The following is a 23,672-nucleotide window of genomic DNA, read 5'->3' on the forward strand; positions in this document are numbered from 1 at the left end:
CCTCGCGAAAGAGTTCCGCAAAGCAACAGTCTGCGCCTGCCCGCTTAACGGGGCGTTTCGAATCGCCCGCCTTACCCGGCGGTCTCGACAAAGAAGCGTTAACGCCACTCCCTGATGTCGACAAAATGGCCGGCGATCGCCGCGGCCGCCGCCATTGCCGGCGATACCAGGTGGGTGCGGCCCTTGAAGCCCTGACGGCCCTCGAAGTTGCGGTTCGAGGTCGAGGCGCAACGCTCTTCCGGGGCCAGCTTGTCGGGGTTCATCGCAAGGCACATCGAGCAGCCTGGCTCGCGCCATTCGAAGCCCGCCTTGATGAAGATCTTGTCGAGGCCTTCGGCCTCCGCCTGCGCCTTGACGAGGCCCGAGCCCGGCACGATCATCGCGTTGACATGGGCATTGACGGTCCTGCCCTCGGCGACTTTCGCCGCGGCGCGCAGGTCTTCGATGCGGCCGTTGGTGCAGGAGCCGATGAAGACACGGTCGAGCTTGATGTCGGTGATCTTCGTCCCCGCTATCAGCCCCATGTATTTCAGCGCGCGATGCTTCGACAGCCGCTTGGCCTCGTCGGCGATCTTGTCGGGGTCCGGCACAACGCCCGATATCGACACGACGTCCTCGGGCGAGGTGCCCCAGGTCACGATCGGCGGCAGCTTTGCCGCGTCCAGCCTGATTTCGTGGTCGAAATGCGCGCCCTCGTCGGAACGCAACGTCTCCCAGTAACGCATCGCAGCATCCCACGCCTCGCCCTTCGGCGCCTTCGGGCGTCCCTTCAGGAACTCGAACGCCTTTTCGTCGGGGGCGATCAAACCGGCGCGCGCGCCGCCCTCGATCGACATGTTGCAGACCGTCATGCGGCCTTCCATCGAGAGCGCGCGGATGGCTTCGCCGGCATATTCCAGCACATAGCCGGTGCCGCCGGCGGTGCCGATCTCGCCGATGATGGCCAGGATGATGTCCTTGCCGGTGACGCCGTCGGGCAATTTGCCGTCGACCACCGCGCGCATGTTCTTGGCCTTTTTCTGGATCAGCGTCTGGGTCGCCAGCACGTGCTCGACCTCGGAGGTGCCGATGCCGTGCGCCAGCGCGCCGAATGCGCCATGGGTGGAGGTGTGGCTGTCACCGCAGACGATGGTGGTGCCGGGCAGCGTAAAGCCCTGCTCGGGGCCGATCACGTGGACGATGCCCTGCCGCCGGTCATGCTCGTCGAAATACTCGACCCCGAACTCCCGGGCGTTGTCAGCCATCACCCGCATCTGCTCGATGCTCTCCGGGTCCGGATTGGGCTTGGAGCGGTCGGTGGTCGGGATGTTGTGGTCGACCACCGCCAGCGTCTTCTCCGGCGCGCGCACCTTGCGTCCGGTCGCCCGCAGGCCCTCGAACGCCTGAGGCGAGGTCACCTCGTGGACCAGATGGCGGTCGATATAGAGCAGGCAGGTGCCGTCGTCGGCTTCGTGAACCAGGTGGTCGTTCCAGATCTTGTCGTACAGCGTGGTCGGTTTGGACATGAGCGCAAGCTCCAAAAGGCATTCTGTGAGGGGCGGTCAGGCGCAGGTTGCGTAAGCAGGCGAAAGCATCGGTGCAGCGTCAGGCTGCGCGCGTAAGCTCTGACGTCGCCGAGGTGGCAAAGCGCCCGAAAAATCGTCCGGGCAGCCGCGAGCGGTCGTCGATCACGACGGGCGCGACGCGCAGGCATGCGGAACATGTCTGATCCAGAACCATTCCAGCCTCTTAGCACAGGAGGTATCGAAGCGCGATATGCGCTGGCAATGACGGGGGAGCAACAAAAAAGCGCGGGAGCAAGCCCCGCGCTTTTCTTCACATCCCCTTCGGGACGAACTACTCGCCGACGGCGACGGCGCGGTCCTGCTTTTCGACGATGCGGGCCGACTTGCCGCGCAGCTGGCGCAGGTAATACAGCTTGGCGCGACGCACCTTGCCGCGGCGCACCACCTTGATCGAGTCGATCATCGGCGACATCACCGGGAAGACGCGCTCGACGCCTTCGCCGTAGGAGATCTTGCGGACGGTGAAGCTCTCGTTGAGCCCGCCGCCGGATCGGCCGATGCAGACGCCTTCATAGGCCTGCACGCGGGTTCGCTCGCCTTCGATCACCTTGACGTTGACGATCACGGTGTCGCCGGGGCCGAATTCGGGGATCGTCTTGGTCGCTGACAGCTTTTCGAATTGCTCTTTTTCGAGCTGTTGAATGAGGTTCATTGAGATCTCCATCGGCAGCGCGCCCAGCCGGTCCAGCGCGGGCTGCGCGAACGTCCGTATCCTGCCATTGCGCGGATTTGGCGTCCGTATAGGGCAAAGGAGGGCGGTTGTCACCCGTCTGTCGTGCCTTTTGCGGCTTTTTGGCCGGCGGCGATAGCGGCCCACAAATCGGGACGGCGCAGTCGGGTCAGGGCCTCGGCCTCCGCCCGCCGCCAGGCCGCAATCTTGGCATGGTCACCGGAAGTGAGGATATCAGGAATGGTGCGGCCCTCGAACGCCTGCGGACGGGTGAATTGGGGGTATTCGAGTAATCCGGCGGAAAAGCTCTCGTCGGCGCCAGAGGCCGGCTTTCCCATCACGCCCGGCAGCAGCCGCACGCAGGCGTCGATCAGCGCCATCGCGGCGATCTCACCGCCGGACAGGACATAGTCCCCGATCGATATTTCCTGGAGACCGCGCGCCTCGATGACCCGCTGATCGACCCCCTCGAACCGGCCGCAGACGATCAGCGGGCCGGGTCCGGCCGCCAGTTCGGCTACCAGCGACTGGGTCAATGGCCGACCCCGCGGGCTCATCAACAGGCGCGGCCGATCGAGGGCGGGCTCCGCGGCGTCGATCGCCGCCGCCAGCACGTCGGCCCGCAGCACCATGCCCGGGCCGCCGCCGGCCGGGGTGTCATCGACGCTGCGGTGGCGGTCGGTTGCGGAATCCCTGATGTCGCGCGCCTCCAGCCGCCACAGGCCTGACGCCAGCGCCTTGCCCGCCAGGCTGACGCCGAGCGGCCCGGGAAACATCTCGGGAAACAGCGTGAGAACGGTGGCGCGCCAGGTCATGGTTGAGTGATCACGGTTGAGCTCAGGCCGTCATACGCGGGCCTGACCCGCGTATCCATCTTCTTCGAAAGGATGGATCGCCGGGTCAAGCCCGGCGATGACGAGCTAGGATTGGGCGTCGTCGCCTTCGATTTCCTGCGGCAGCTCGATCACGACGCGGCCGGCGGCAAGATCGATGATCGGCACCACCGCATGGGTGAACGGCAGCAGCAGGGTCGGACCTCGCGCGGGCGCGATCTCGATGATGTCGCCGGCGCCGAAATTGTGAACCGCAACGACGCGGCCAACCGGGGCGTTGGCGGCATCGACGGCGGCCAATCCAATCAGGTCGGCGTGGTAGTATTCGTCGTCACTGGTTTCGGGCAGTTGGTCGCGCGCGATGTAGAGTTCGATGCCGTTGAGCCGTTGGGCGTCCTCGCGGGTGGCGATGCCTTTCAGCGTCGCCACCAGATGATCCCCGGCCGCGCGGATATCTGCCACCTCGAACCGGCGCGAACCGTCCCTGGTCGTCAGCGGGCCGTAATCCTTCACGGCGAACGGATCCGCGGTGAACGTCCACAGCTTCACCGCGCCCCGCACGCCATGCGCGGCGCCGATCCGGGCGACGCAAATCGGTGCGGTCACCGTCATGCGCCGCGACGCTTTACGCCTTCGCGGCTTCGGCGGCGGCCTTGCGCTCCTTGCGCGGCACGGCCTTTTCCGGATTGTTGCGGGCGGCGCGCTTGACGATTCCAGCCGCATCCAGGAAGCGGTTGACGCGATCCGACGGCTGCGCGCCCTTGGCGAGCCAGGCCTTGACCTTGTCCAGGTCGAGCTTCAGCCGCGATTCATTGTCCTTCGGCAGCAGCGGGTTAAAATGGCCGAGACGCTCGATGAAGCGGCCGTCGCGGGGAAAGCGCGAGTCGGCGACGACGACGTGATAGACCGGGCGCTTCTTGGTGCCTGCGCGAGCAAGGCGGATGACGACTGACATCTGGTTCTCCTGTTGAATGCGAACTTAGTGAAGTGAATGACGTGAATTAGCGTCGTTGCGAGCTGGCTTTGCATCGCACCCGTCATGCCCCGCGAAGGCGGGGCATCCAGTAATCGCAGGCGTCAGCGATTCAGCCGAGGGAGCGCGGAGTACTGGATCGTCCGCCCAGTGCGCAATTGCGCACAAGGCGGACGATGACAGCGAGTTCTGATGAGAGGTCATTTCTTCTTCCCCGGAAAGCCGCCGAGGCCCGGCAAGGTCGGCTTGCCGCTGAGGCCGGTCAGGCCCGGCAAATTCGGCAGGCCCTGGCGTAGACCGACGGGAATATCTTTCGGCAGCGCGGGCAGGCCGCCCGGCATCTGCTCGGCCAGCGCCTTCAACTGCTCCGGCGTCGGCGCCGGCATCCCGCCGCCAAAGCCCATCGCCTGCGCGATGCCGGCCATCGGGCCGCGCTTGCCCGAGCCCATGGCCTTCATCATGTCGGCCATGTTGCGGTGCATTTTCAGCAGCTTGTTGACTTCCTGCACCTCCAGCCCGGCGCCGGCGGCGATCCGCTTCTTGCGGCTGGCCTTGAGGATATCGGGGCTCTTGCGCTCCTGCCGCGTCATCGAATCGATGATCGCGACCTGGCGCTTGATGATCTTGTCGTCGATCCCCGCGGCGGCGATCTGGTTCTTCATCTTGGCAACGCCGGGCATCATGCCCATCAGGCCGCTGATGCCGCCCATGGTCGCCATCTGCAGCAACTGCTCGCGCATGTCTGACAGGTCGAACTGGCCCTTGCGCATCCGCTCCGCGGTGCGCGCGGCCTTTTCGGCGTCGATGTTGGCCGCCGCCTTTTCGACCAGCGAAACCACGTCGCCCATGCCGAGGATGCGGCCGGCGATCCGGCTCGGGTGAAAATCCTCCAGCGCGTCGGTCTTTTCGCCGGTACCGATCAGCTTGATCGGCTTGCCCGTCACCGCGCGCATCGACAGCGCAGCACCGCCGCGGCCGTCGCCGTCCACCCGCGTCAGCACGATGCCGGTCAGGCCGACGCGCTGATCGAAGGCGCGCGCGAGGTTGACCGCGTCCTGGCCGGTCAGCGAATCCGCGACCAGCAGCACTTCATGCGGATTGGCCGTGGCTTTGATGTCGGCCGCCTCGCTCATCATCTCTTCGTCGAGCGTGGTGCGGCCGGCGGTGTCGAGCAGCACCACGTCGAAGCCGCCGAGCCTGGCGGCTTCAAGCGCGCGGCGGGCGATCTGCGCCGGTTTCTGGCCGGCCACGATCGGCAGCGTCGGGATGTCGAGGTCGCGCCCCAGCACCGCCAGCTGCTCCATCGCCGCCGGGCGGTAGATGTCGAGCGAGGCCATCAGCACCTTGCGCTTGTCGCGCTGGGTCATGCGGCGCGCCAGTTTCGCGGTCGTGGTGGTTTTGCCCGAGCCCTGCAGGCCGACCATCATGATCGCAACCGGCGGCACCGCGTTGAGGTCGATGGTCTGGCCGTCGGACCCGAGCATCGCGACCAGCTCGTCATGGACGATCTTGACCACCATCTGGCCCGGGGTGACCGACTTGACGACGGTGGCGCCGATCGCCTGCTCGCGAACGCGGTCGGTGAAGCTCCTGACCACCTCAAGCGAGACGTCGGCCTCCAGCAACGCGCGGCGCACCTCGCGCATCGCCGCGTCGACATCGGCTTCCGACAGCGCGCCGCGGCCCGTCAGCCGGTCGAGTATCCCACCAAGCTTTTCCGACAGACTGTCGAACAATGCCGTTGTCCTCTGCCCTTGCAGGCGCTGCCAAGTTCACCACCGTCATACCCCGCGAAAGCGGGGTATCCAGTACGCCGCGGCCTCTCGGTCTAACACCGGGCTGCTCTGGGATACTGGATCACCCGCCTTCGCGGGTGATGACCATCTAAGTCCCGGCGCAGCACGCCAAAACGATCATTCAAACACTTTTGCGCCCGAGGGCGCATCGCGCTGTCGGGCGTTGGCCTCCGGCCTCAGGGGCCGGGCGGCGGGTCGAAAAGAAAATCTTTCCGAGAAGTGCGGATGTTAAACGCCGACAGACGCCGGAAGTCAAGGAAAACCGGGTCAAAATGTCCCTGCGAAAACCACAAGATGTTGAAATCAGGGGACTTTCGGAAGCAAGGCGAGGTCCGTAAATATCGCCGCAGGTTCAAAACCGAGCCCGCACACCCATATCACGCGGACGATATGGCTATGCACCACGACCTTGGTTCCCTCCCTCTTGTGATCCCCCCGTGCCCATCACCCGCCGCCGTGTTCTTGGAGTGCTTGCCGGCGCCGCCGCGGCCGTCGGCGTGCCGTCCGTGTGGATCAGCAACATGAAGACCTATGCCGGCCCGGTCTCCGATCATTTCGACGGAACGCGCTTCTTCGACCCCGACGGCGCGCCGCCGAAATCGCTGGCGGAGCTGCTGCGCTGGCAGTTCGGCCCCGACCGGAAACGCGAACGCTGGCCGAATTGGGTTGCGAATACGTACAGCGATACCCCGCCGCCGCGCGTGTCCGGCGACACGGTCCGGCTGTCCTTCGTCGGCCATGTCACCTGGCTGATCCAGACCAAGAATCTCAACATCCTGGTCGATCCGGTGTGGTCGATGCGGGTGTCTCCCGTCTCGTTCGCCGGGCCGGAGCGGCACCACGACCCCGGCATCGCGTTCGACGCGCTGCCTGACATCGACGTCGTGCTGGTCTCGCATGGCCATTACGACCATCTCGACCTACCGACGCTCTCGAGGCTCGCGGCCAAGTTTTCACCGCGCGTGATCACGCCGCTTGGCAACGACGTCGCGATGCGCGATGCCGACAGCGCGATCAAGGCCGAGGCGTTCGACTGGCGGGATCGCGTCGAACTCGGCAACGGCATCGCGGTGACGCTGGTGCCGACACGGCACTGGTCGGCGCGCGGATTGTTCGACCGCAACAAGGCGCTGTGGGCGAGCTTCGTGCTGGAGACGCCGGCCGGGAAGCTCTACATCGTCTGCGATTCCGGTTATGGCGAAGGCAAGCATTTCCGCCGCGTCGCCGAGCGGCACGGGCCGCTGCGGCTGGCGATTCTGCCGATCGGGGCCTATGAGCCGCGCTGGTTCATGAAGGACCAGCACATGAACCCGGCGGACGCGGTGAAAGCACTGGCCGATTGCGGCGCGCCGCAAGCGCTGGCGCATCACCACGGAACCTTCCAGCTGACGGACGAGGCGATCGACGCCCCTGTTATCGCGCTGGGCGAGGCGCTCAAAGAAGCACAGATTCCGTCCGAACGGTTCGCGGCGCTGAAGCCGGGGCAGGTGGTGGAGATATAGGCGTTATTGGGCTTTCGCTTTGATCGTCCACGATATGCTCACGGTCACAGACAGGGTTTCTTCGCCTTGCGCTACCGGCGGAGCCCCTGCGGCCATCGAAGCCGCCATCCTGCCGCGAAGAAGCGGCGCGGGCGCACCTTCCTCCGAAATGCTGATGGGCTCGCCGAGCGTCACGCCGGCGGCCCTGGCGTAGATTTCCGCCTTGCGGCGGGCGTCCGCGATCGCCTTTTCGCGCGCCTCGTCGAGTACTTTGGAGGCCTGCGTTACCGTGAAAGCGATGCCGCCGATTTCGTTGGCGCCGGCGCCCACCAGCACGTCGATCACGTTGGCGACCTTGGCCACATCACGGATCTTGACCGTGACGCGGTTGCTGGCGCGGAAGCCAACGATGCCGGCGCGCTCCGACACCTTGGATGAATTCGCATATTGGGGCTGCAACGACAGCCGCGATGTCTGGTAGTCCTTCTCCTCGATGCCGGCGCCCTTCAGCGCCTGCAGCACCTTGCCCATCGCCGCGTTGTTGGCGTCGGACGCCTCGCGCGCGGTCCTGCCGTCGGAGGTCACCCCGCCATCGATCTGGGCCTGGTCCGGCGGCAGCGACACGGTGGCCTCGCCGGTGACGGAAATCGCCGGCGGCGGCACCGTCTGGGCCGGGAGGGGCGCGGCGGACAGGGTGACCGCGGCGACGGCAGGGAAGAGCGCAGATCGCATGCGTCTCACTTCAGCGGCACATAGACGTTGATGACCAGCCGGTCCTCCGCCGTCTTCAGGGGATCGGTGATGTATTCCTCGATGAAAGTGTCCTTGGCCTCGAGCTTCTTGTCGTCGAGGTGGTTGGTGATCGCCTCATAGGTGTTGTCCATGTTGTCGTAGGAACCGCGATGGACGAACTTCAAGGCCTTGCCCTCGGGCGACTTGCCCATGCTCATGTCCTTGGCCAGGTTCTTCGGATCCTGGTCGACCGGAATCTGGGCCAGGTAGGTGAAGCCGGTATCATCGGTCGAGGTGTAGACGATCATCGAATTGCCTGTCGGCTTGATCCCCTGCTTGTCGAGCAGCGCGGTCAGCGCCTTGAACGACTCGATCAGGGTGTCGAACGCGGCGTCCCAATTTGCGGTGCCCTTCATCACCACCACCTTTTTCGGCGCGAGCGAAAGCTCTTCGCCGAAGGGGTCGGCGGCCTGGACGCCGGCGGCCGGCGGCGCGGCCGGCTGCTGAGCCGTCGATGGCGCATCCGCGGGCGATTTGGTTTCGGCAGGCGTCGGCGCCGAGTTTGCCGCAGGCGGTGCGGAAACCGCGGGAGGGCTTGCGGCAGGCGGGGTTGCCGGTGCCGGCGACTGCGCCAGCACGGCAGCGCCAAGCGCGAATGTTGCCATCGGGACCATCGCTACCAAGGCTGCGCGGAATCTGCTGCTGCGATTCATCCAGGTCTTCTCCATCCCGCCCCAGGGCGGTCGCGGCAGGCCCGTTCACGCCCGCGGGGACTCAGCCATTTCTACCACGCAAAATTTGCCTTCGTCCCATGACAGATGCGTCATTTGCCCGCCAGTACTAGGCAATCAGGCATCATTCGCCATATAAGGCAGGCATAATTTGGGAAATTCCATGAGTGCGCTCGCCAACCACGCCTTTGCCAAGATGAACGGAGCCGGCAACGAAATCGTCGTGGTGGACGTGCGCGATTCCCGGGCCGCCGTGACGGCCGAAGAAGCGCGTGCGGTGGCCTCTCCCGCGGGCGTGCCCTACGACCAGATGCTGGTGCTGCAGCCGCCGCGGCTCGCCGGCACCGAGGCCTTCATCCGCATCTACAACAGCGACGGCTCGGAAGCCGGCGCCTGCGGCAACGGCATGCGTTGCGTGGCGCGCCGCCTGTTCGAGCAGACCGGCCGGACCGCCGTGACCTTCGAGACCCGCGCCGGGCTGCTGAATTGCTGGCGGGGCCCGGCGCCCGATCTCTACACCGTGGACATGGGGGCGCCGAAATTCGGCTGGCAGGACATCCCGCTGGCGGAAGAGTTTCGCGACACCCGCTATATCGAACTGCAGGTCGGGCCGATCGACGCCCCGCTGCTGCATTCGCCCTCGGTGGTCTCGATGGGCAATCCGCACGCGATCTTCTGGGTCGATGACGTTGATGCCTACGACCTCGCCCGGTTCGGGCCGCTCTTGGAAAACCACCCGATCTTCCCTGAGCGGGCCAACATCACGCTCGCCCATATCGTCGATCGAGATCACATCACGATCCGCACCTGGGAGCGCGGCGCCGGCTTGACCCTGGCCTGCGGCTCGGCGGCCTGCGCGACCGCGGTCGCCGCGGCGCGGCTCAAGCGCGCCAATCGCACCGTCGAGATCACGCTGCCGGGCGGCAGGCTTGCGATCGAATGGCGCGAGCGCGACGACCATGTGCTGATGACCGGGACCGCCGACTTCGAGTATGAAGGCCGCTTCGATCCGGCGCTGTTTGCCGACGTCGTCGAGGGATGAGCGTCGACGTCATTACTTTCGGCTGCCGCCTCAACGCCTTTGAATCCGAGGTGATCGCCCGCGAGGCGGAACGCGCGGGGCTTTCAGATACTGTCGTCATCAACAGCTGCGCCGTCACCAGCGAGGCCGTGGCGCAGGCGCGGCAGTCGATCCGGCGGCTGAAGCGCGCGCGGCCGGGCTTGCGCATCGTCGTTACCGGCTGCGCGGCGCAGACCCAGCCGGAAATGTTCGCCGCCATGGCCGAGGTCGACCGCGTCATCGGCAATGACGACAAGATGCGCAGCGAAACCTGGCGCGGCGCGCGCGCGGCGTTCGACGCGCGGCTGGGCATCGCGACAAGCGAGAAGATCGCGGTGGCCGATATCATGGCGGTCAAGGCGATGGCGCCGCATCTGCTCGACGGGTTCAAGGCGGGCCTGCCCAGGGTGTTCGTCCAGGTGCAGAACGGCTGCGACCATCGCTGCACCTTCTGCATTATCCCCTACGGCCGCGGCAATTCGCGCTCGGTGCCGATGGGCGCGGTGGTGAATCAGGTTCGTGCTTTGGTCGAGCGCGGCGGCCATGCCGAGATCGTGCTGACCGGCGTCGACCTCACCAGCTATGGCGGCGATCTGCCGGGCGCGCCGAAGCTCGGGCAATTGACCAGGCAGATCCTGCGCCACGTCCCGGAGCTGAAGCGGCTGCGGATATCCTCGATCGATTCAATCGAGGTCGATCGGGACCTGCTCGACATCATCGCCAATGACGAACGGCTGATGCCGCATCTGCACCTGTCGTTACAGTCCGGCGACGACCTGATCCTGAAGCGGATGAAGCGCCGGCATTCGCGGCAGGATGCGGTCGCCTTCTGTGCCGAGGTGCGGCGGCTGCGCCCGGACATCACGCTTGGCGCCGATATCATCGCGGGCTTCCCGACCGAGACCGAGGACATGTTCTTGCGCTCGCTGGACCTGGTGCAGGCATGCGGTCTCACCTTCCTGCACGTGTTTCCTTATTCGGCGCGGCCGGGCACCCCCGCAGCAAGGATGCCGCAGGTGGCGGGCGAGGCGATCAAGTCCCGTGCGAGGCGCTTGCGCGCGGCAGGCGAGGCGGCGTTGCGGAAGCGGCTGGCGGCCGAGGTTGGTTCAATGCGTCATGTCCTGATCGAGAGCGCGACGCAGGGCCGGACGGAGCATTTCCTGCCGGTGGCGATAGCAGGGGAAACGCCGGGCGTGGTGATGCCGCTCGCGATCAGCGGTCACGATGGCGCGCGGTTGACGGTGTAATTTCTCCCTTCTCCCCTTGTGGGAGAAGGTGGCGCGAAGCGCCGGATGAGGGGTTCTCTCAACGAGCAAGACTTGCGGAGGCAGACCCCTCATCCGGCTCGCCGCCGCTTCGCGCCGTCGACCCACCTTCTCCCACAAGGGGAGAAGGAAGTAAGCAGGCGCTACGTCACTCCCCGTCCCACCCGCACGCCCTCAACCGCGCGTGCATATGCGCCGGTGCCGGCGCGACCACGCGTACCGGCTCCTTGTTCTTCGAAATCGGGATCACGATCTCGCGGGAATGCAGATGCAGGACCGGCTCGCCGAAACGCGGTCCGTTGCCGTAGATGTTGTCGCCGACGATCGGCCAGCCCGTCGCTGAAGTGTGCACGCGCAGTTGGTGGGTGCGGCCGGTGACCGGCTCCAGCGCGAGCCAGGCGAGGCCGCCGCCGCGTCCCAATACCCACCAGTTGGTGACCGCCTTCTGACCCTCCGGGTCGGGCTTCTGCCACCAGCCGCGCTCGACGTTCAACCGTCCCAGCGGCATGTCGATGGTGCCTTGGTCCTCGGCAGGTCCACCCTCGACCACGGCCCAATAGGTCTTGCCGATCTTGCCGTGCTTGAACAAGAGGCCGAGCGAGGCGGTGGCCTTGCGATGGCGTCCCAGCACGAGACAGCCGGAGGTGTCCTTGTCGAGCCGGTGCGCCAGCACCGGCGGCCGCGGCAGGCCGAACCGCAAGGCGTCGAACGAAGCCTCCAGGTTGGCGCCACCCTTGGGGCCGCGATGCACCGGCAGGCCGGCGGGCTTGTCGATCACCAGCATCAATCCGTCGCGATGGAGTACGCGGGCCTGGATTTCCTCCGCCGTCAGTCCCGGGCTGTCAAACGACGCCCCGGGGACATCAAGCGATGCCCGGAGGACATCAACAGATGCCCGGGGGACACCAATGGATATCCCGGGAACAGCGCTGGATTTGTTGTGACTTTCGCTCATGGCGCGAAACCGCTAACACGTCCCCGACATGAGCGAAACCACTCCCGGAACCTCCAAACTGAGCTGGTGGCGGCGCCTTTCCAGCGGGCTGAAGCGGACCTCGAGTTCGCTCGGCACCGCCGTCGCCGACCTCGTCACCAAGCGCAAGCTCGATCGCGCCATGCTCGACGAGATCGAGGATGTGCTGCTGCGCGCCGACCTCGGCGCCGCGGTGGCGGCCAGGATTGCGGACGCGGTCGGCGCCGGCCGTTATGACAAGGCGATTTCGGCCGATGAGGTGAAGTCGGTGGTTGCAACCGAGGTCGAGAAGGTGCTGGCGCCGGTGGCGCAGCCGCTGCAGATCGACGCTGCGCAAAAGCCGTTTGTCATCCTGGTGGTCGGCGTCAACGGCTCGGGAAAGACCACCACCATCGGCAAGCTCGCGGCGAAACTGGGCGCCGAGGGCCGCAAGGTGATGCTGGCGGCCGGCGACACCTTTCGCGCCGCGGCCATCGAGCAGCTCAAGGTCTGGGGCGAGCGCACCCATTCGCCGGTCATATCAGGCGCGCAGGGCTCGGATTCGGCAAGCCTCGCCTTCAACGCGCTGAGCGCGGCCAGGGAGCAGAAGCTTGACGTGCTGCTGGTCGATACCGCCGGCCGACTGCAGAACAAGGCCGAACTGATGAACGAGCTCGAAAAGGTCGTTCGCGTCCTCAAGAAGGTCGACGCGTCGGCGCCGCATGCGGTGCTGCTGGTGCTCGATGCCACGGTGGGCCAGAATGCGCTGTCGCAGGTCGAGGCCTTTCATCGCAGTGCCGGCGTCACCGGCCTGGTGATGACGAAGCTCGACGGCACCGCGCGCGGCGGCATCCTGGTGGCGCTGGCGGAGAAGTTCAAGCTGCCGGTGCATTTCATCGGCGTCGGCGAGGGCGTCGACGATCTCGCGCCGTTCACTGCGCAGGATTTCGCCAACGCGATTGCAGGAATCGAGTGATGGACAAGAAGCTGCCGCACCCGCTGTTCAAGCTTGCGACCGAGCTTGGTCCGCTGATCGTGTTCTTTGCCGCCAACGCCAAATTCAATCTCTTCGTCGCCACCGGCGCGTTCATGGTGGCGATCGTCGCCGCCATGATTGCTTCCTACGTGGTGACGCGCCACGTGCCGATGATGGCGATCGTCACCGGAATCATCGTCATCGTGTTCGGCGCGCTGACGCTGATCCTGCACGACGAGACCTTCATCAAGATGAAGCCGACCATCGTCTATGCGCTGTTCGCCGCCGTTCTCGGCGGGGGCCTGCTGTTCGGCCGCTCATTCATCGCCATCATGTTCGACCAGATATTCAACCTGACTCCGCGGGGCTGGCGCATCCTGACCCTGCGCTGGGCGTTGTTCTTCCTGGGGATGGCGGTGCTGAACGAGCTGGTCTGGCGCACGCAATCGACCGATTTCTGGGTCGCCTTCAAGGCATTCGGCGCGATCCCGCTGACGATGATCTTCGCCATCGCCCAGATGCCGCTGACCAAGCGCTACCATCTGGAGCCGGCCTCGCTCGAGGCCAGCGAGGCGGGCGCGGGGGATGTCAGCAAGGGCTGAGTTGTGTGAGCGCGGTGCGCGTTGCACTCCCTCTCCCGCTTGCGGGGGAGGCGTAGGCGGCCTACGGCCGCCGTCCTTGGTTTAAGAACGCCGATGCGCAGCATCGGCTATGGGTGGGGGTTTCTCCGCACAGTGTACTCGTGGATGAATTTCCCCCACCCGCCGCGCTTGCGCGCGTCGACCTCCCCCGCAAGCGGGAGAGGTCAGCAAGACCAGTTCAGCTCTTCTGCTTGGCGATGATCTTGTCCTTGATCTTGTCGTAGGTCGCCTGCGGCAGGATGCTCTTGTTCACGAGGTCATCCTTGCCCTTGTAGGGGCGGCCGGCGATGATCTTGGCGGAGTAGGCCTTGCCGACACCCGGCAGCGCGTCGAGCTGATCGGCGGTTGCGGAATTGATGTCGAGCAGTTCGGCCTTGGCGTCCGCCTTCGCCGGCGCCATCTTCGATTCCGAGGCCGAAGGGGGAGCCATCTTGCTGTCGGATTTGGTGGCGGGCTGGGCGGTCTGGGCCATCGACGGGGTCGCCGTCATCAGGCCGAGGGCGAGCGTGGTAGCGAGCAGAGAAGCGAGCGTGAAATGACGCATATGGGTGTCCCTCCAAGGACGGTTTAAGTAACGCGGTCAAGCTAGCTTCGAATTCGTGGCGGCGAAATGGCCGAGAAATGAACGGCAGATAAAAGCGGAGAATTATTTGGAGCCGATCTTTCGTCCGTCATTCAGGGATGGTCCGAAGGACCAGACCTCAGATGCGCAATTGCGCATCGGGGAATCTCGAGATTCCGGGTTCGATGCTTCGCATCGCCCCGGAATGACGACTACGTCGTCACTTCAGCGCAGCGCCTTTTCGATCTCGACCTTCAGCACGGTGTCGAGATTTGCCGGCGTCACCGGCCCGACCATTTTGTAGAGAATGGTGCCCTCGCGGCCGACCACGAAGGTCTCGGGCACGCCATAGACGCCCCATTCGATCGAGCCGCGGCCGTTGCTGTCGACGCCGACCATGCTGAACGGATTGCCGTAGCGGCCGAGGAAGCGGCGGGCGTTTTCGGCGGAATCCTTGTAGTTGATGCCGACGATCTGCAGCCGGGTGTCCCGGGCAAGCGCGGTCAGGAGCGGGGCTTCCTCGTGGCAGGGCACGCACCAGGAGGCCCAGACATTGACCACGGAAACCTTGCCCTTGAACGCCGCAGGGTCGAGCCCGGGCACCGCAGCCCCATTCTGGACAAGGCCCGGCAGCGGCGGCAGCGCCGTTTGCGGCGCCGGGCGGCCGATCAGCGCGGACGGTATCTTCGAGGGGTCTCCGCCATAGAGCCGGACGAGGAAAAGCGCGGCAACCGCGATGAAGCCGATCAGCGGCAGCGCCACCACCCAGCGCCGGCTGCGCGGCGATCCGTCAGAGCTTGCCGGCGCGCGCATCATAGGTCCGTCGCCTGGCGGCCGGAGCGCCGGGTCACGCCGCTGGCTTCGAGGTCGCGCAGCCGCGCCTTCTGCCGGCGATAGTCCAGCGCGATCCAGGTGACGAGAAGCAACACGGTGGCGGCCACCAGCGTGTAGGACGTCACGACAAAGCTGGCGTAGGGACCGAGCGACATCGTCTCAGGCCGCCTGCCGGCTGGCTTGCATCATCTGCAAGCTGCGCACGCGGCGGCGCAGGATCTCGTTGCGCATCGCCGCCAGATGCAGCGTGACGAACAGCAGTGAAAATCCGATCGCCATCACCAGCAAGGGAATCAGGAACGCGCGATCGAGCGATGGGCCGCCCATCCTGAGCACCGAGGCCGGTTGATGCAGCGTATTCCACCAGTCGACCGAGAACTTGATAATCGGCAGGTTGATCGCGCCGACCAAAGTGAGGATGGCGGCGGCTCGCGCCGCCCGCGAGGGGTCTTCCACCGCGCGCCACAGCGCGATCAGGCCGAGATACATCAGGAACAGGATCAGCACCGAGGTCAGGCGGGCGTCCCATTCCCAGTAGGTGCCCCACATCGGCCGTCCCCACAGCGAGCCCGTGACCAGCGCCAGGAAAGTAAAGGCGGCGCCGATCGGGGCGGCCGCTTTCGCCGCGACGTCGGCCAGCGGATGCCGCCATACCAGCGTGCCCAGCGCGGCGAGACTCATCACGCCCCAGACGAACATCGAAAGCCACGCGTTCGGCACATGGACGAACATGATCTTGACGGTGGCGCCCTGCTGATAGTCGTCGGGCGCCATCGCCGACTGATACAGCCCGACCAGCAACAGCATAGTGGTCGCGCCAGCGAGCCAGGGCAGCACGCGCGCCGTCAGCGACAGGAAGCGGGTGGGGTTGGCGAGGTCGATCAGCGTCATGGCATCCTGATAGTCGTCAGATGCGGGGCAGGCAATGCGGCCAGCCCGGTTTTCGAGTCGGTTTCTTGCCCGGCTCCGCGAGAGTTGATGGACTCGATCACGCTCAGTCCAGGCCGTGCCGCAGGCTGGCCGCGGCAGCAAACGGGCCGATGACAAGACTGGCCAGCGAAAGCGCGCAAAGAATCGAAAACGGCGTGCCGAACGCCAGCGGCCCGGTGATGGCGGCCTGCGAAGCGGCGACGCCGAAGATCAGCACCGGGATCGAGAGCGGCAGCACCAGCACCGCCAGCAACAGACCGCCCCGGTGCAAGGTCACGGCGAGCGCCGCGCCGATCATGCCGGTGAACGTCAACGCCGGCGTTCCCGCCAGCAGCGTCAGCGCCACCGCCGAGGTCGCGGCGGCGTCGAGATTGAGCAATAGTCCGAGCACGGGCGTCGCCACGACCAGCGGCAGGCCGGCGGCGAGCCAGTGCGCCAGCGCCTTGGCGGCGCAGGCCAGTTCCAGCGGCGTGCGGCCCATCACGATCAGGTCGAGCGAGCCGTCCTCGTGGTCGGCCATGAACAGCCGGTCGAGCGTGAGCAGGCTGGCGAGCAGCGCGCCAAGCCAGAGGATCGCCGGCCCCAGCCGCGTCAGCAGCGCCAGATCGGGGCCGATCGCAAACGGCATCAGCACGGTGACGGTGAGGAAGAACAGCACGCCGATCAGCGCCCCGCCGCCGACGCGAAGCGCGATCCTGATATCGCGCCGAATCAGCGCGGCGAGGGCGGTCATGCCGCGCCTCCCATGCGCAATTCCCGTGTCGCGATCCCGAGTGGGGTGTGGGTGGCGGCGAGGATGATGCCGCCGTCTTCGAGATGGTCGCGCATCACCCCGGCGAACAGGTCCTGCCCGGCCGCATCGAGCGCCGAAGTCGGCTCGTCCAGCAGCCAGACCGGCCGCCGCACCGCGAGCAGGCGGGCGATCGACAGCCGCCGCCGCTGGCCGGCGGACAGATAGGCCGCCGGCAGATGCGTGGCATGGCCGAGCCTGACGGCGGCCAGGCATTGGCCGATATCTTCGATGCCGCCGCCGAAATCCCGCCAGAACGACAGGTTTTCGGCCACGCTGAGAGCGGGTTTCAGCGCGTCGCGATGGCCGAGATAATGGGCTTGCTCCGGCAGCGTCAGTTCGGCCGCGCCGCCGTCGAGGCCAATCGATCCGCCGGCCGGCGCCAGCAGGCCCGCGACAAGCCGCAACAGCGATGTCTTGCCCGATCCGTTCGGACCGACCACGGCCAGCGCCTGGCCGGAATCGGCCTCGAAATCAAGGCCGGAGAACACCTCGCGACCGCCCCTGATACAGCTGACATGGCGTCCCGAGAGCCGCATTTTGCCCCTTCAAACCTGTCGAAATTGACTGGCGAACGCGCCAGAATTTGTGGGCGCATCGCTGCAGCGCCATTGTCGGTGTGGCGGCGCTTCTGGAAAGATTCTATAAGCCCGGAACTTGATGCAGCACACAACCGGCGGCTGCAAGCCAATAGGCCAGCCTTGATCAACGGTGTTTAAATACCCTTTCGGGGTGTCGCCGATAATTGGGATTTCCTGACATGACCTCGCTCGACAGCTTCAAATGCCGCAAGACCCTCAAGGTCGGTGGCAAGACCTACATTTATTACAGCCTGCCCACCGCCGAGAAGAACGGTCTGAAGGGAATTTCGAAGCTCCCCTATTCGATGAAGGTGCTGCTGGAAAACCTGCTGCGCAACGAGGACGATCGCACGGTCAAGAAAGCCGACATCGTCGCGGTGTCGAAATGGCTGAAAACACGCAAGCTCGAGCACGAAGTCGCCTTCCGCCCGGCGCGGGTGCTGATGCAGGATTTCACCGGCGTGCCGGCGGTCGTTGATCTGGCCGCGATGCGCAACGCGATGCAGGCGCTCGGCGGCGATGCCGAGAAGATCAATCCGCTGGTGCCGGTCGATCTCGTCATCGACCACTCGGTGATCGTCAACTTCTTCGGCGACAACAAGGCGTTCGGCAAGAACGTGGTCGAGGAATACAAGCAGAACCAGGAGCGCTACGAGTTCCTCAAATGGGGCCAGAAGGCGTTTTCGAATTTCTCGGTGGTACCGCCCGGCACCGGCATCTGCCACCAGGTCAACCTCGAATACCTGGCGCAGACGGTGTGGACCAGGAAGGAGAAGATGACGATCGGCAACAAGACCGGCACCTTCGAGGTCGCCTATCCGGATTCGCTCGTCGGCACCGATTCGCACACCACCATGGTCAACGGCCTTGCCGTGCTCGGCTGGGGCGTTGGCGGCATCGAGGCGGAAGCCTGCATGCTCGGCCAGCCGCTGTCGATGCTGTTGCCGGAAGTCGTCGGCTTCAAGCTCAAGGGCCAGCTCAAGGAGGGCGTCACGGCCACCGACCTGGTGCTGACCGTGACCCAGATGCTGCGCAAGCAGGGCGTGGTCGGAAAGTTCGTCGAGTTCTTCGGCCCCGGCCTCGATTTTCTCTCGGTCGCGGACAAGGCGACCATTGGCAACATGGCGCCGGAATATGGCGCGACCTGCGGCTTCTTCCCGGTTGACGCCGCGACCATCGACTATCTCAAGACCTCGGGCCGCAAGGCCGACCGCGTCGCGCTGGTTGTAGCCTACGCCAAGGCGCAGGGCCTGTTCCGCACCGCCAAGGCGGCCGATCCGGTGTTCACGGCAACGCTGACGCTCGATCTCGCCGACGTCGTGCCGTCGATGGCCGGGCCGAAGCGCCCCGAAGGCCGCGTCGCGCTGCCGGCCGTTTCCAGCGGTTTCGCCATGGCGCTGGCCGGCGAATACAAGAAGCCGGAGAACGGATCGCAGCGCTACCCGGTCGAGAGCCGCGATTTCGATCTCGGTCATGGCGACGTCGTGATCGCCGCGATCACCTCCTGCACCAACACCTCCAACCCCAGCGTCCTGATCGGCGCGGGGCTGTTGGCGCGCAACGCCGCCGCCAAGGGCCTGAAGGCCAAGCCGTGGGTGAAGACCTCGCTCGCGCCGGGCAGCCAGGTGGTGGCGGAGTATCTTTCCAACTCCGGCCTGCAGAAGGATCTGGACAAGGTCGGCTTCAACCTGGTCGGCTTTGGCTGTACCACCTGCATCGGCAATTCGGGGCCGCTGCCGGAGGAGATTTCGAAGTCGATCAACGACAACGGGATCGTGGCCGCGGCGGTGTTGTCGGGTAACCGCAATTTCGAGGGCCGCGTCAGCCCGGACGTGCAGGCGAACTATCTGGCATCGCCGCCCCTGGTCGTGGCCTACGCGCTGGCAGGTACGGTGACCAAGGATCTCACGGTCGAGCCGATCGGCACCGGCAAGGATGGCAAGCCGGTGTTCCTGAAGGACATCTGGCCGACCACCAAGGAGATCAACGCCTACATGAAGAAATTCGTGACCGCGACGATCTTCAAGAAACGATACGCCGACGTGTTCAAGGGCGACGCCAACTGGCGCAAGATCAAGACCGTCGAGAGCGAGACCTACCGCTGGAACATGAGCTCGACCTACGTGCAGAACCCGCCCTATTTCGAAGGCATGAAGAAGCAGCCCGACGCGATCAGCGACATCGTCGATGCGCGGATTCTGGCGATGTTCGGCGACAAGATCACCACCGACCATATCTCGCCGGCGGGCTCGATCAAGCTGACCTCTCCGGCCGGAAAATTCCTCAGCGAACACCAGGTGCGCCCCGCCGACTTCAACCAGTACGGCACGCGGCGCGGCAACCACGAGATCATGATGCGCGGCACCTTTGCCAACATCCGCATCAAGAACTTCATGCTCAAGGGCGCCGACGGCAACATTCCCGAGGGCGGCCTCACCAAGCATTGGCCCGACGGGGGGCTGATGTCGATCTACGACGCGGCGATGCGGTACCAGGCCGAGCAGGTGCCGCTCGTGGTGTTCGCCGGCGCTGAATACGGCAATGGTTCATCGCGCGACTGGGCCGCCAAGGGCACCCGGCTGCTCGGCGTTCGCGCCGTGATCTGCGAGAGCTTCGAGCGCATCCACCGCTCCAACCTGGTCGGGATGGGCGTGCTGCCGCTCACCTTCGAGGGCGGTACGTCGTGGACGTCTCTGGGCCTGAAGGGCGACGAGAAGGTGACGATCCGGGGGTTGCAGGGCGACCTCAAGCCGCGCCAGACCCTGACGGCGGAGATCGTGTCCGGCGATGGCGCGCTGCAGCGCGTGCCGCTGTTGTGCCGCATCGATACACTCGATGAACTCGAATACTACCGTCATGGCGGCATTCTGCACTATGTGCTGCGCAAACTGGCGGCCTGACGCCGATTTGCGATCAGCGCCTCACTGCTAAGTGAGTGGCGAGCAAGGAGAAGGCGGCCTATGAAAGGCCGCTTTCGCGCGTCTGCGGCGCGCTTTTGGGACCAGATCATGTTGAGTGAGAACACCACGCGCTATCGCCAGGCGGCGGCATGACGGCGACAGCGGCTTATCGCTGCGTTCCGGGATGGTCCGGGGCGCTCGGCTTCTGCGCGATGGTGGCCATCGTCAGCCCGGCCCATGCCGATCCCCGCGCCGTGGTCGAACTGTTCACTTCCCAAGGTTGTTCGTCATGTCCGCCGGCTGACAGGATCATCGGCGAACTCGCCAAGGATCCCTCCATCATCGCGCTGAGCATGCCGATCGACTATTGGGATTATCTGGGCTGGAAGGACACTCTGGCGGATTCGCGGTTCAGTGCGCGTCAGAAGGCGTATTCGCTTATGCGCGGCGATCGCAACGTCTATACGCCGCAGGTGATAGTCAATGGTTCGGCACATGTGCTGGGCAGCGACCGCGGCGGCATCGAGGGCGCCATCAGCAATACCCAGAAGACCGATGGCGTGATGTCGGTGCCGGTGACGATGACGTTGACCGGCAAGCTGATCAACATCTCGGTGGCAAACGGCAAGGCGGCGTCGCGCGGCGAGGTGTGGATCGGTTCGGTCTCGAAGGCGGTTCCGATCACGATCGGACGCGGCGAAAATCGCGGCCGGCGCGTGACCTATCACAACGTGGTGCGCGATCTCGTAAAGGTGGGCGAGTGGAACGGCAGTTCGGAAAGCTGGACCGTGCCGCTTGAGAGCATTTCCCGCGAGGGTGTCGATGCCGCGGTCGTCTATGTCCAGGACGGCAATATCGAGAAGCCAGGCGTCATGCTGGGCGCCGCCTACACCGCGCTTCGCTAGGGCATGATCCCATCGCGGGTAAACTCGATCCCAGCAAACGAAAAAGGACCAACTTTCGTTGGCCCAGTGTGTCGAGATCAAATCCCTCTGCGTTGGGAATTCACTCCCCCTGCGAACAGGCCCGGTCCCGACGGCCCCGGGGGGCTGGGGGCTGAGGAATCCGGAACCGAAAGAACCGGGCCATCGCAGTGATTCTTTATGCCAAGTCAGCGGGGCGGTCGGTGGGCAGAAGTGGGGCAGCAATAAGATTCCGCTAACGATCCCGTGAATCGTCTGTTTCTGCCAGATCGGAGGAGTCGGGAGGGCCTCAGCCGTTTCCCCTGCGTTTACAATCCACTTGCAGCGCCCGGCGGTTGGCGCGATCATGGCTTCTTTGGCGCGCTCCCGGACCGGGATCCGTTTCGGAACGCGAGGGCGCCGGTCACGCCAGGAGACGCGCCATGAGCTCGATGTCGGAGGACGCCGATCCAAGCGAGAGTCGCGCGGCGGCGCGCGCCGTCGCAGCGATCCCGCCGCCAAATCGCGTCACATTCAACCGTCTCGAACTCAACCGAATCCTGAACCTGTACGGGCGAATGGTTGCCGATGGCGAGTGGCGCGACTACGCCATCGACTTCCTGAAGGACCGGGCGGTGTTCTCGGTGTTCCGCCGCGCTTCCGAAGTTCCGATCTATCGCATCGAGAAGGACCCGCGGCTGGCGCGCAAGCAAGGCATGTACAGCGTAATCTCGGCGACCGGCCTGATCATGCGCCGCGGCCACGAGCTCGAGCGGGTGCTGCTGGTCATCGACCGCAAGCTGGCCGTGGTGTGATCGCGCCACCCCTGCAACAAGGAATCGGCCGGGCGTAGCTATGCGCCGTCGCTCGGCAGGGTGGTCGAGCCTTCACCGAGCGGGCGCTGCATCATAACCGTGTCAAGCCAGCGGCCGAACTTGAAGCCGACATCGGGGTGGGTTCCGATCATCTGAAATCCGGTCCTGGCGTGCACACCGATCGAGCCGGCGTTGGCGGAATCGCCGATCACGGCGATCATCTGCCGATAGCCGCGGGCCTCGCATTCGGCGATCAGCCGCTGCATCAAATGCAGGCCGATGCCGCGGCGCTGGATGGCGGGCTGCAGATAGACCGAGTTCTCCACCGTGAAGCGGTAGGCCGGCCGCGGCCGGTAGGGGCCGGCATAGGCATATCCGATCACGCGGCCGTCGACCGTGGCGACAAGATAGGGAAAGCCGCCGTCCACCAGCGCCCTGAACCGACGCGTCATCTCGGCCAGATCGGGCGGGATCAGCTCGAAGGTGGCGGTGCCGTAGCGCACCGCGTGTTCGTATATTTCAGTGATGGCGGCGAGGTCGGCCTCGGTGGCGGGCCGGATTTCGGGAGCAGTCATGACTGCAAGATATCAGCATACCCGAACAAAGAAAAAGCCCCGGTCGCAAGACCGGGGCTTCAACTCGCAAACCGGGCAGGCAGCGCCTATTCGCGCTGTCCGAGCAGCTGCAGCAGCAGCGTGAACAGGTTGATGAAGTTCAGGTAGAGCGACAGCGCACCGGTGATCGCCGCGCGCTCCGCCACTTCGCCACCCTGGGAGGCGTAGCCGTAGATATAGTCGTTCTTCAGCCGCTGGGTGTCGAAGGCGGTGAGGCCCGCGAACACGAGGACACCGACCACCGAGACGATGAACTGCAGCATCGAGCTGGCCAGGAACAGGTTGACCACGCTGGCGATGATGACGCCGACCAGGCCCATGAACAGGAACGACCCGAGGCCGCTCATGTCACGCTTGGTGGTATAGCCATAGAGGCTGAGCGCGCCGAAGGTCGCCGCGGTGATGAAGAACACCCGCACGATCGAGGTGTGGGTATACACCAGGAAGATCGACGACAGCGAAATGCCCATCAGCGCCGCGAACACCCAGAACAGCACCTGGGCTACGGCCGGCCGCAGCCGGTTAATGCCGGCGGAAATCGCGAACACCATCGCCAGCGGGGCGAGGATGAACAGCCACTTCAGCGGGCTGACATACATCGCGTAGCCGAACGGGGTCAGGAACGCGTTGCCAAATTTGGCGGCGGCCCCGGCCTGATCGGTGGTCACGGCGGCCATGTAGACGCCGAGCGCCGCAAAGCCCGTGATGGCCAGGCCGATGCTCATGTAATTGTAGATGCGCAGCATATAGGAGCGCAGGCCGGCATCGACGGCGGCGGCATCGACGCGCCCGGCGGCCCGGCCGAAAGGAGAAGCGTAGTTGCGGTCTAGGTCCGACATGGTCGAATTCCCGTTGGTTGCCCGGCGGAGCGCAAGGAGTTTGCGGCGCCGGTTAGATTTTAACTCAGGTGGCCCGGTCTGCCGACACCAGCCGAACTGACACCCCTTAGCGGCGTCATCCAAACTGACTCGTCAAACCCACCAACTGAACCTTGGTTCGTATGTGGGAAACTAGCACATTTCGCGCAAGCTTCCACGCGCGGCTGAATGTCGCTTCTGGCTGCTATTCT

Annotated in this window: 25 protein-coding genes; 8 read left to right on the top strand and 17 right to left on the bottom strand. The window is 65.3% G+C overall.

Going from position 1 to position 23,672, the window contains the following annotated elements:
* Positions 1-98: 98 nt before the first annotated feature.
* The 6 genes from leuC to ffh form a co-directional block, all read right to left on the bottom strand.
* Positions 99-1,505: a 3-isopropylmalate dehydratase large subunit gene (gene leuC / locus Q0D31_RS21270; RefSeq protein WP_291855665.1), complete on the bottom strand. Its 1,407-nt coding sequence runs from the start codon at positions 1,503-1,505 to the stop codon at positions 99-101.
* 331 nt (positions 1,506-1,836) lie between these two features.
* On the bottom strand, positions 1,837-2,217 hold the full coding sequence (rplS, locus tag Q0D31_RS21275) for a 50S ribosomal protein L19 (protein WP_291855668.1): 381 nt from the start codon (positions 2,215-2,217) through the stop codon (positions 1,837-1,839).
* Positions 2,218-2,327: 110 nt separating this feature from the next.
* The gene (trmD, locus tag Q0D31_RS21280) at positions 2,328-3,050 is read right to left on the bottom strand and encodes a tRNA (guanosine(37)-N1)-methyltransferase TrmD (RefSeq protein WP_291855671.1); all 723 of its coding nucleotides are present in this window, start codon (positions 3,048-3,050) and stop codon (positions 2,328-2,330) included.
* A gap of 105 nt (positions 3,051-3,155) precedes the next feature.
* Positions 3,156-3,680 carry a ribosome maturation factor RimM gene (gene rimM / locus Q0D31_RS21285; RefSeq protein ID WP_291855674.1) on the bottom strand — a complete coding sequence of 175 codons (525 nt, stop codon included), beginning with the start codon at positions 3,678-3,680 and terminating at the stop codon, positions 3,156-3,158.
* Positions 3,681-3,693: 13 nt separating this feature from the next.
* Complete coding sequence (rpsP, locus tag Q0D31_RS21290; protein WP_291855677.1) at positions 3,694-4,023, bottom strand: 30S ribosomal protein S16; 330 nt, start codon at positions 4,021-4,023, stop codon at positions 3,694-3,696.
* A 218-nt stretch (positions 4,024-4,241) separates the two neighbouring features.
* Positions 4,242-5,777, bottom strand: coding sequence for a signal recognition particle protein (gene ffh / locus Q0D31_RS21295; protein ID WP_291855681.1), 1,536 nt, complete (start codon positions 5,775-5,777; stop codon positions 4,242-4,244).
* Between the two features lie 497 nt (positions 5,778-6,274).
* Here ffh and Q0D31_RS21300 point away from each other — a divergent pair, with 497 nt between their 5' ends.
* Positions 6,275-7,339, top strand: a complete 1,065-nt coding sequence (locus tag Q0D31_RS21300) for an MBL fold metallo-hydrolase (RefSeq protein WP_291855683.1) — start codon at positions 6,275-6,277, stop codon at positions 7,337-7,339.
* 3 nt (positions 7,340-7,342) lie between these two features.
* Here Q0D31_RS21300 and Q0D31_RS21305 read toward each other — a convergent pair whose 3' ends face one another.
* Both Q0D31_RS21305 and Q0D31_RS21310 read right to left on the bottom strand, forming a co-directional pair.
* Positions 7,343-8,050 carry an SIMPL domain-containing protein gene (locus Q0D31_RS21305; RefSeq protein ID WP_291855686.1) on the bottom strand — a complete coding sequence of 236 codons (708 nt, stop codon included), beginning with the start codon at positions 8,048-8,050 and terminating at the stop codon, positions 7,343-7,345.
* Positions 8,051-8,055: 5 nt separating this feature from the next.
* Positions 8,056-8,763 (bottom strand): GyrI-like domain-containing protein, encoded by a 708-nt coding sequence (locus Q0D31_RS21310; RefSeq protein WP_291855690.1) that lies wholly within the window; start codon positions 8,761-8,763, stop codon positions 8,056-8,058.
* A gap of 181 nt (positions 8,764-8,944) precedes the next feature.
* Here Q0D31_RS21310 and dapF point away from each other — a divergent pair, with 181 nt between their 5' ends.
* Both dapF and mtaB read left to right on the top strand, forming a co-directional pair.
* Positions 8,945-9,823: a diaminopimelate epimerase gene (gene dapF / locus Q0D31_RS21315; RefSeq protein ID WP_291855696.1), complete on the top strand. Its 879-nt coding sequence runs from the start codon at positions 8,945-8,947 to the stop codon at positions 9,821-9,823.
* On the top strand, positions 9,820-11,088 hold the full coding sequence (gene mtaB, locus Q0D31_RS21320) for a tRNA (N(6)-L-threonylcarbamoyladenosine(37)-C(2))-methylthiotransferase MtaB (protein ID WP_291855699.1): 1,269 nt from the start codon (positions 9,820-9,822) through the stop codon (positions 11,086-11,088). The genes dapF and mtaB overlap by 4 nt, the downstream gene beginning before the upstream one ends.
* A gap of 166 nt (positions 11,089-11,254) precedes the next feature.
* Here mtaB and Q0D31_RS21325 read toward each other — a convergent pair whose 3' ends face one another.
* A complete protein-coding gene (locus Q0D31_RS21325; protein WP_291855703.1) occupies positions 11,255-11,890 on the bottom strand; it encodes an RluA family pseudouridine synthase in 636 nt (211 codons plus the stop codon).
* Positions 11,891-12,089: 199 nt separating this feature from the next.
* Between Q0D31_RS21325 and ftsY the strand changes: the two genes are divergently transcribed.
* Together ftsY and Q0D31_RS21335 are read left to right on the top strand one after the other, a co-directional pair.
* Positions 12,090-13,034, top strand: coding sequence for a signal recognition particle-docking protein FtsY (gene ftsY / locus Q0D31_RS21330; protein WP_291855705.1), 945 nt, complete (start codon positions 12,090-12,092; stop codon positions 13,032-13,034).
* Complete coding sequence (locus tag Q0D31_RS21335) at positions 13,034-13,636, top strand: septation protein A (protein WP_291855708.1); 603 nt, start codon at positions 13,034-13,036, stop codon at positions 13,634-13,636. Before ftsY ends, Q0D31_RS21335 begins: the two co-directional genes overlap by 1 nt.
* Before the next feature lie 217 nt (positions 13,637-13,853).
* Here the strand turns inward: Q0D31_RS21335 and Q0D31_RS21340 are convergent, their stop codons facing one another.
* The 6 genes from Q0D31_RS21340 to ccmA all read right to left on the bottom strand — a co-directional run bounded on the left by Q0D31_RS21340 (position 13,854) and on the right by ccmA (position 17,330).
* Complete coding sequence (locus Q0D31_RS21340) at positions 13,854-14,219, bottom strand: helix-hairpin-helix domain-containing protein (protein ID WP_291855712.1); 366 nt, start codon at positions 14,217-14,219, stop codon at positions 13,854-13,856.
* Positions 14,220-14,462: 243 nt separating this feature from the next.
* Positions 14,463-15,050 (bottom strand): DsbE family thiol:disulfide interchange protein, encoded by a 588-nt coding sequence (locus tag Q0D31_RS21345; protein ID WP_291855715.1) that lies wholly within the window; start codon positions 15,048-15,050, stop codon positions 14,463-14,465.
* Complete coding sequence (ccmD, locus tag Q0D31_RS21350) at positions 15,050-15,226, bottom strand: heme exporter protein CcmD (RefSeq protein WP_291855720.1); 177 nt, start codon at positions 15,224-15,226, stop codon at positions 15,050-15,052. Before ccmD ends, Q0D31_RS21345 begins: the two co-directional genes overlap by 1 nt.
* Before the next feature lie 4 nt (positions 15,227-15,230).
* Entirely contained in the window at positions 15,231-15,962 is a 732-nt protein-coding gene (locus Q0D31_RS21355; protein WP_291855721.1) for a heme ABC transporter permease, read from the bottom strand.
* Between the two features lie 103 nt (positions 15,963-16,065).
* Positions 16,066-16,734, bottom strand: a complete 669-nt coding sequence (gene ccmB / locus Q0D31_RS21360) for a heme exporter protein CcmB (RefSeq protein WP_291855724.1) — start codon at positions 16,732-16,734, stop codon at positions 16,066-16,068.
* The gene (gene ccmA, locus Q0D31_RS21365) at positions 16,731-17,330 is read right to left on the bottom strand and encodes a heme ABC exporter ATP-binding protein CcmA (protein ID WP_291855727.1); all 600 of its coding nucleotides are present in this window, start codon (positions 17,328-17,330) and stop codon (positions 16,731-16,733) included. The genes ccmB and ccmA overlap by 4 nt, the downstream gene beginning before the upstream one ends.
* 221 nt (positions 17,331-17,551) lie before the next feature.
* On the opposite strand from ccmA, the gene acnA reads away from it, so the two are divergent.
* The 3 genes from acnA (at position 17,552) to Q0D31_RS21380 (ending at position 21,989) form a co-directional block, all read left to right on the top strand.
* Positions 17,552-20,272, top strand: coding sequence for an aconitate hydratase AcnA (gene acnA, locus Q0D31_RS21370; RefSeq protein WP_291855730.1), 2,721 nt, complete (start codon positions 17,552-17,554; stop codon positions 20,270-20,272).
* Positions 20,273-20,421: 149 nt separating this feature from the next.
* Positions 20,422-21,177: a thioredoxin family protein gene (locus tag Q0D31_RS21375; protein ID WP_291855733.1), complete on the top strand. Its 756-nt coding sequence runs from the start codon at positions 20,422-20,424 to the stop codon at positions 21,175-21,177.
* 440 nt (positions 21,178-21,617) lie between these two features.
* Positions 21,618-21,989 (top strand): DUF2794 domain-containing protein, encoded by a 372-nt coding sequence (locus tag Q0D31_RS21380; RefSeq protein WP_291855736.1) that lies wholly within the window; start codon positions 21,618-21,620, stop codon positions 21,987-21,989.
* A 38-nt stretch (positions 21,990-22,027) separates the two neighbouring features.
* Here the strand turns inward: Q0D31_RS21380 and Q0D31_RS21385 are convergent, their stop codons facing one another.
* The gene (locus Q0D31_RS21385) at positions 22,028-22,564 is read right to left on the bottom strand and encodes a GNAT family N-acetyltransferase (protein WP_291855739.1); all 537 of its coding nucleotides are present in this window, start codon (positions 22,562-22,564) and stop codon (positions 22,028-22,030) included.
* 86 nt (positions 22,565-22,650) lie between these two features.
* Entirely contained in the window at positions 22,651-23,442 is a 792-nt protein-coding gene (locus Q0D31_RS21390; RefSeq protein ID WP_291855743.1) for a Bax inhibitor-1/YccA family protein, read from the bottom strand.
* Between the last annotated feature and the right edge of the window lie 230 nt (positions 23,443-23,672).

Source organism: Bradyrhizobium sp., from assembly GCF_022844465.1.
Lineage (GTDB): Bacteria > Pseudomonadota > Alphaproteobacteria > Rhizobiales > Xanthobacteraceae > Bradyrhizobium.

Bases quoted from the DNA above. Each gene is read 5' to 3' on its own strand.
- ccmD (WP_291855720.1), bottom strand. From the start codon at position 15,226: ATGTCGCTCGGTCCCTACGCCAGCTTTGTCGTGACGTCCTACACGCTG.
- rimM (WP_291855674.1), bottom strand. From the start codon at position 3,680: ATGACGGTGACCGCACCGATTTGCGTCGCCCGGATCGGCGCCGCGCAT.
- acnA (WP_291855730.1), top strand. From the start codon at position 17,552: ATGACCTCGCTCGACAGCTTCAAATGCCGCAAGACCCTCAAGGTCGGT.
- leuC (WP_291855665.1), bottom strand. From the start codon at position 1,505: ATGTCCAAACCGACCACGCTGTACGACAAGATCTGGAACGACCACCTG.
- Q0D31_RS21355 (WP_291855721.1), bottom strand. From the start codon at position 15,962: ATGACGCTGATCGACCTCGCCAACCCCACCCGCTTCCTGTCGCTGACG.
- Q0D31_RS21375 (WP_291855733.1), top strand. From the start codon at position 20,422: ATGACGGCGACAGCGGCTTATCGCTGCGTTCCGGGATGGTCCGGGGCG.
- Q0D31_RS21345 (WP_291855715.1), bottom strand. From the start codon at position 15,050: ATGCGCGCGCCGGCAAGCTCTGACGGATCGCCGCGCAGCCGGCGCTGG.
- Q0D31_RS21335 (WP_291855708.1), top strand. From the start codon at position 13,034: ATGGACAAGAAGCTGCCGCACCCGCTGTTCAAGCTTGCGACCGAGCTT.
- Q0D31_RS21380 (WP_291855736.1), top strand. From the start codon at position 21,618: ATGAGCTCGATGTCGGAGGACGCCGATCCAAGCGAGAGTCGCGCGGCG.
- Q0D31_RS21305 (WP_291855686.1), bottom strand. From the start codon at position 8,050: ATGCGATCTGCGCTCTTCCCTGCCGTCGCCGCGGTCACCCTGTCCGCC.
- mtaB (WP_291855699.1), top strand. From the start codon at position 9,820: ATGAGCGTCGACGTCATTACTTTCGGCTGCCGCCTCAACGCCTTTGAA.
- rpsP (WP_291855677.1), bottom strand. From the start codon at position 4,023: ATGTCAGTCGTCATCCGCCTTGCTCGCGCAGGCACCAAGAAGCGCCCG.
- ccmB (WP_291855724.1), bottom strand. From the start codon at position 16,734: ATGACCGCCCTCGCCGCGCTGATTCGGCGCGATATCAGGATCGCGCTT.
- dapF (WP_291855696.1), top strand. From the start codon at position 8,945: ATGAGTGCGCTCGCCAACCACGCCTTTGCCAAGATGAACGGAGCCGGC.
- ftsY (WP_291855705.1), top strand. From the start codon at position 12,090: ATGAGCGAAACCACTCCCGGAACCTCCAAACTGAGCTGGTGGCGGCGC.
- Q0D31_RS21340 (WP_291855712.1), bottom strand. From the start codon at position 14,219: ATGCGTCATTTCACGCTCGCTTCTCTGCTCGCTACCACGCTCGCCCTC.
- Q0D31_RS21310 (WP_291855690.1), bottom strand. From the start codon at position 8,763: ATGAATCGCAGCAGCAGATTCCGCGCAGCCTTGGTAGCGATGGTCCCG.
- Q0D31_RS21325 (WP_291855703.1), bottom strand. From the start codon at position 11,890: ATGCTGGTGATCGACAAGCCCGCCGGCCTGCCGGTGCATCGCGGCCCC.
- trmD (WP_291855671.1), bottom strand. From the start codon at position 3,050: ATGACCTGGCGCGCCACCGTTCTCACGCTGTTTCCCGAGATGTTTCCC.
- Q0D31_RS21390 (WP_291855743.1), bottom strand. From the start codon at position 23,442: ATGTCGGACCTAGACCGCAACTACGCTTCTCCTTTCGGCCGGGCCGCC.
- Q0D31_RS21385 (WP_291855739.1), bottom strand. From the start codon at position 22,564: ATGACTGCTCCCGAAATCCGGCCCGCCACCGAGGCCGACCTCGCCGCC.
- ccmA (WP_291855727.1), bottom strand. From the start codon at position 17,330: ATGCGGCTCTCGGGACGCCATGTCAGCTGTATCAGGGGCGGTCGCGAG.
- rplS (WP_291855668.1), bottom strand. From the start codon at position 2,217: ATGAACCTCATTCAACAGCTCGAAAAAGAGCAATTCGAAAAGCTGTCA.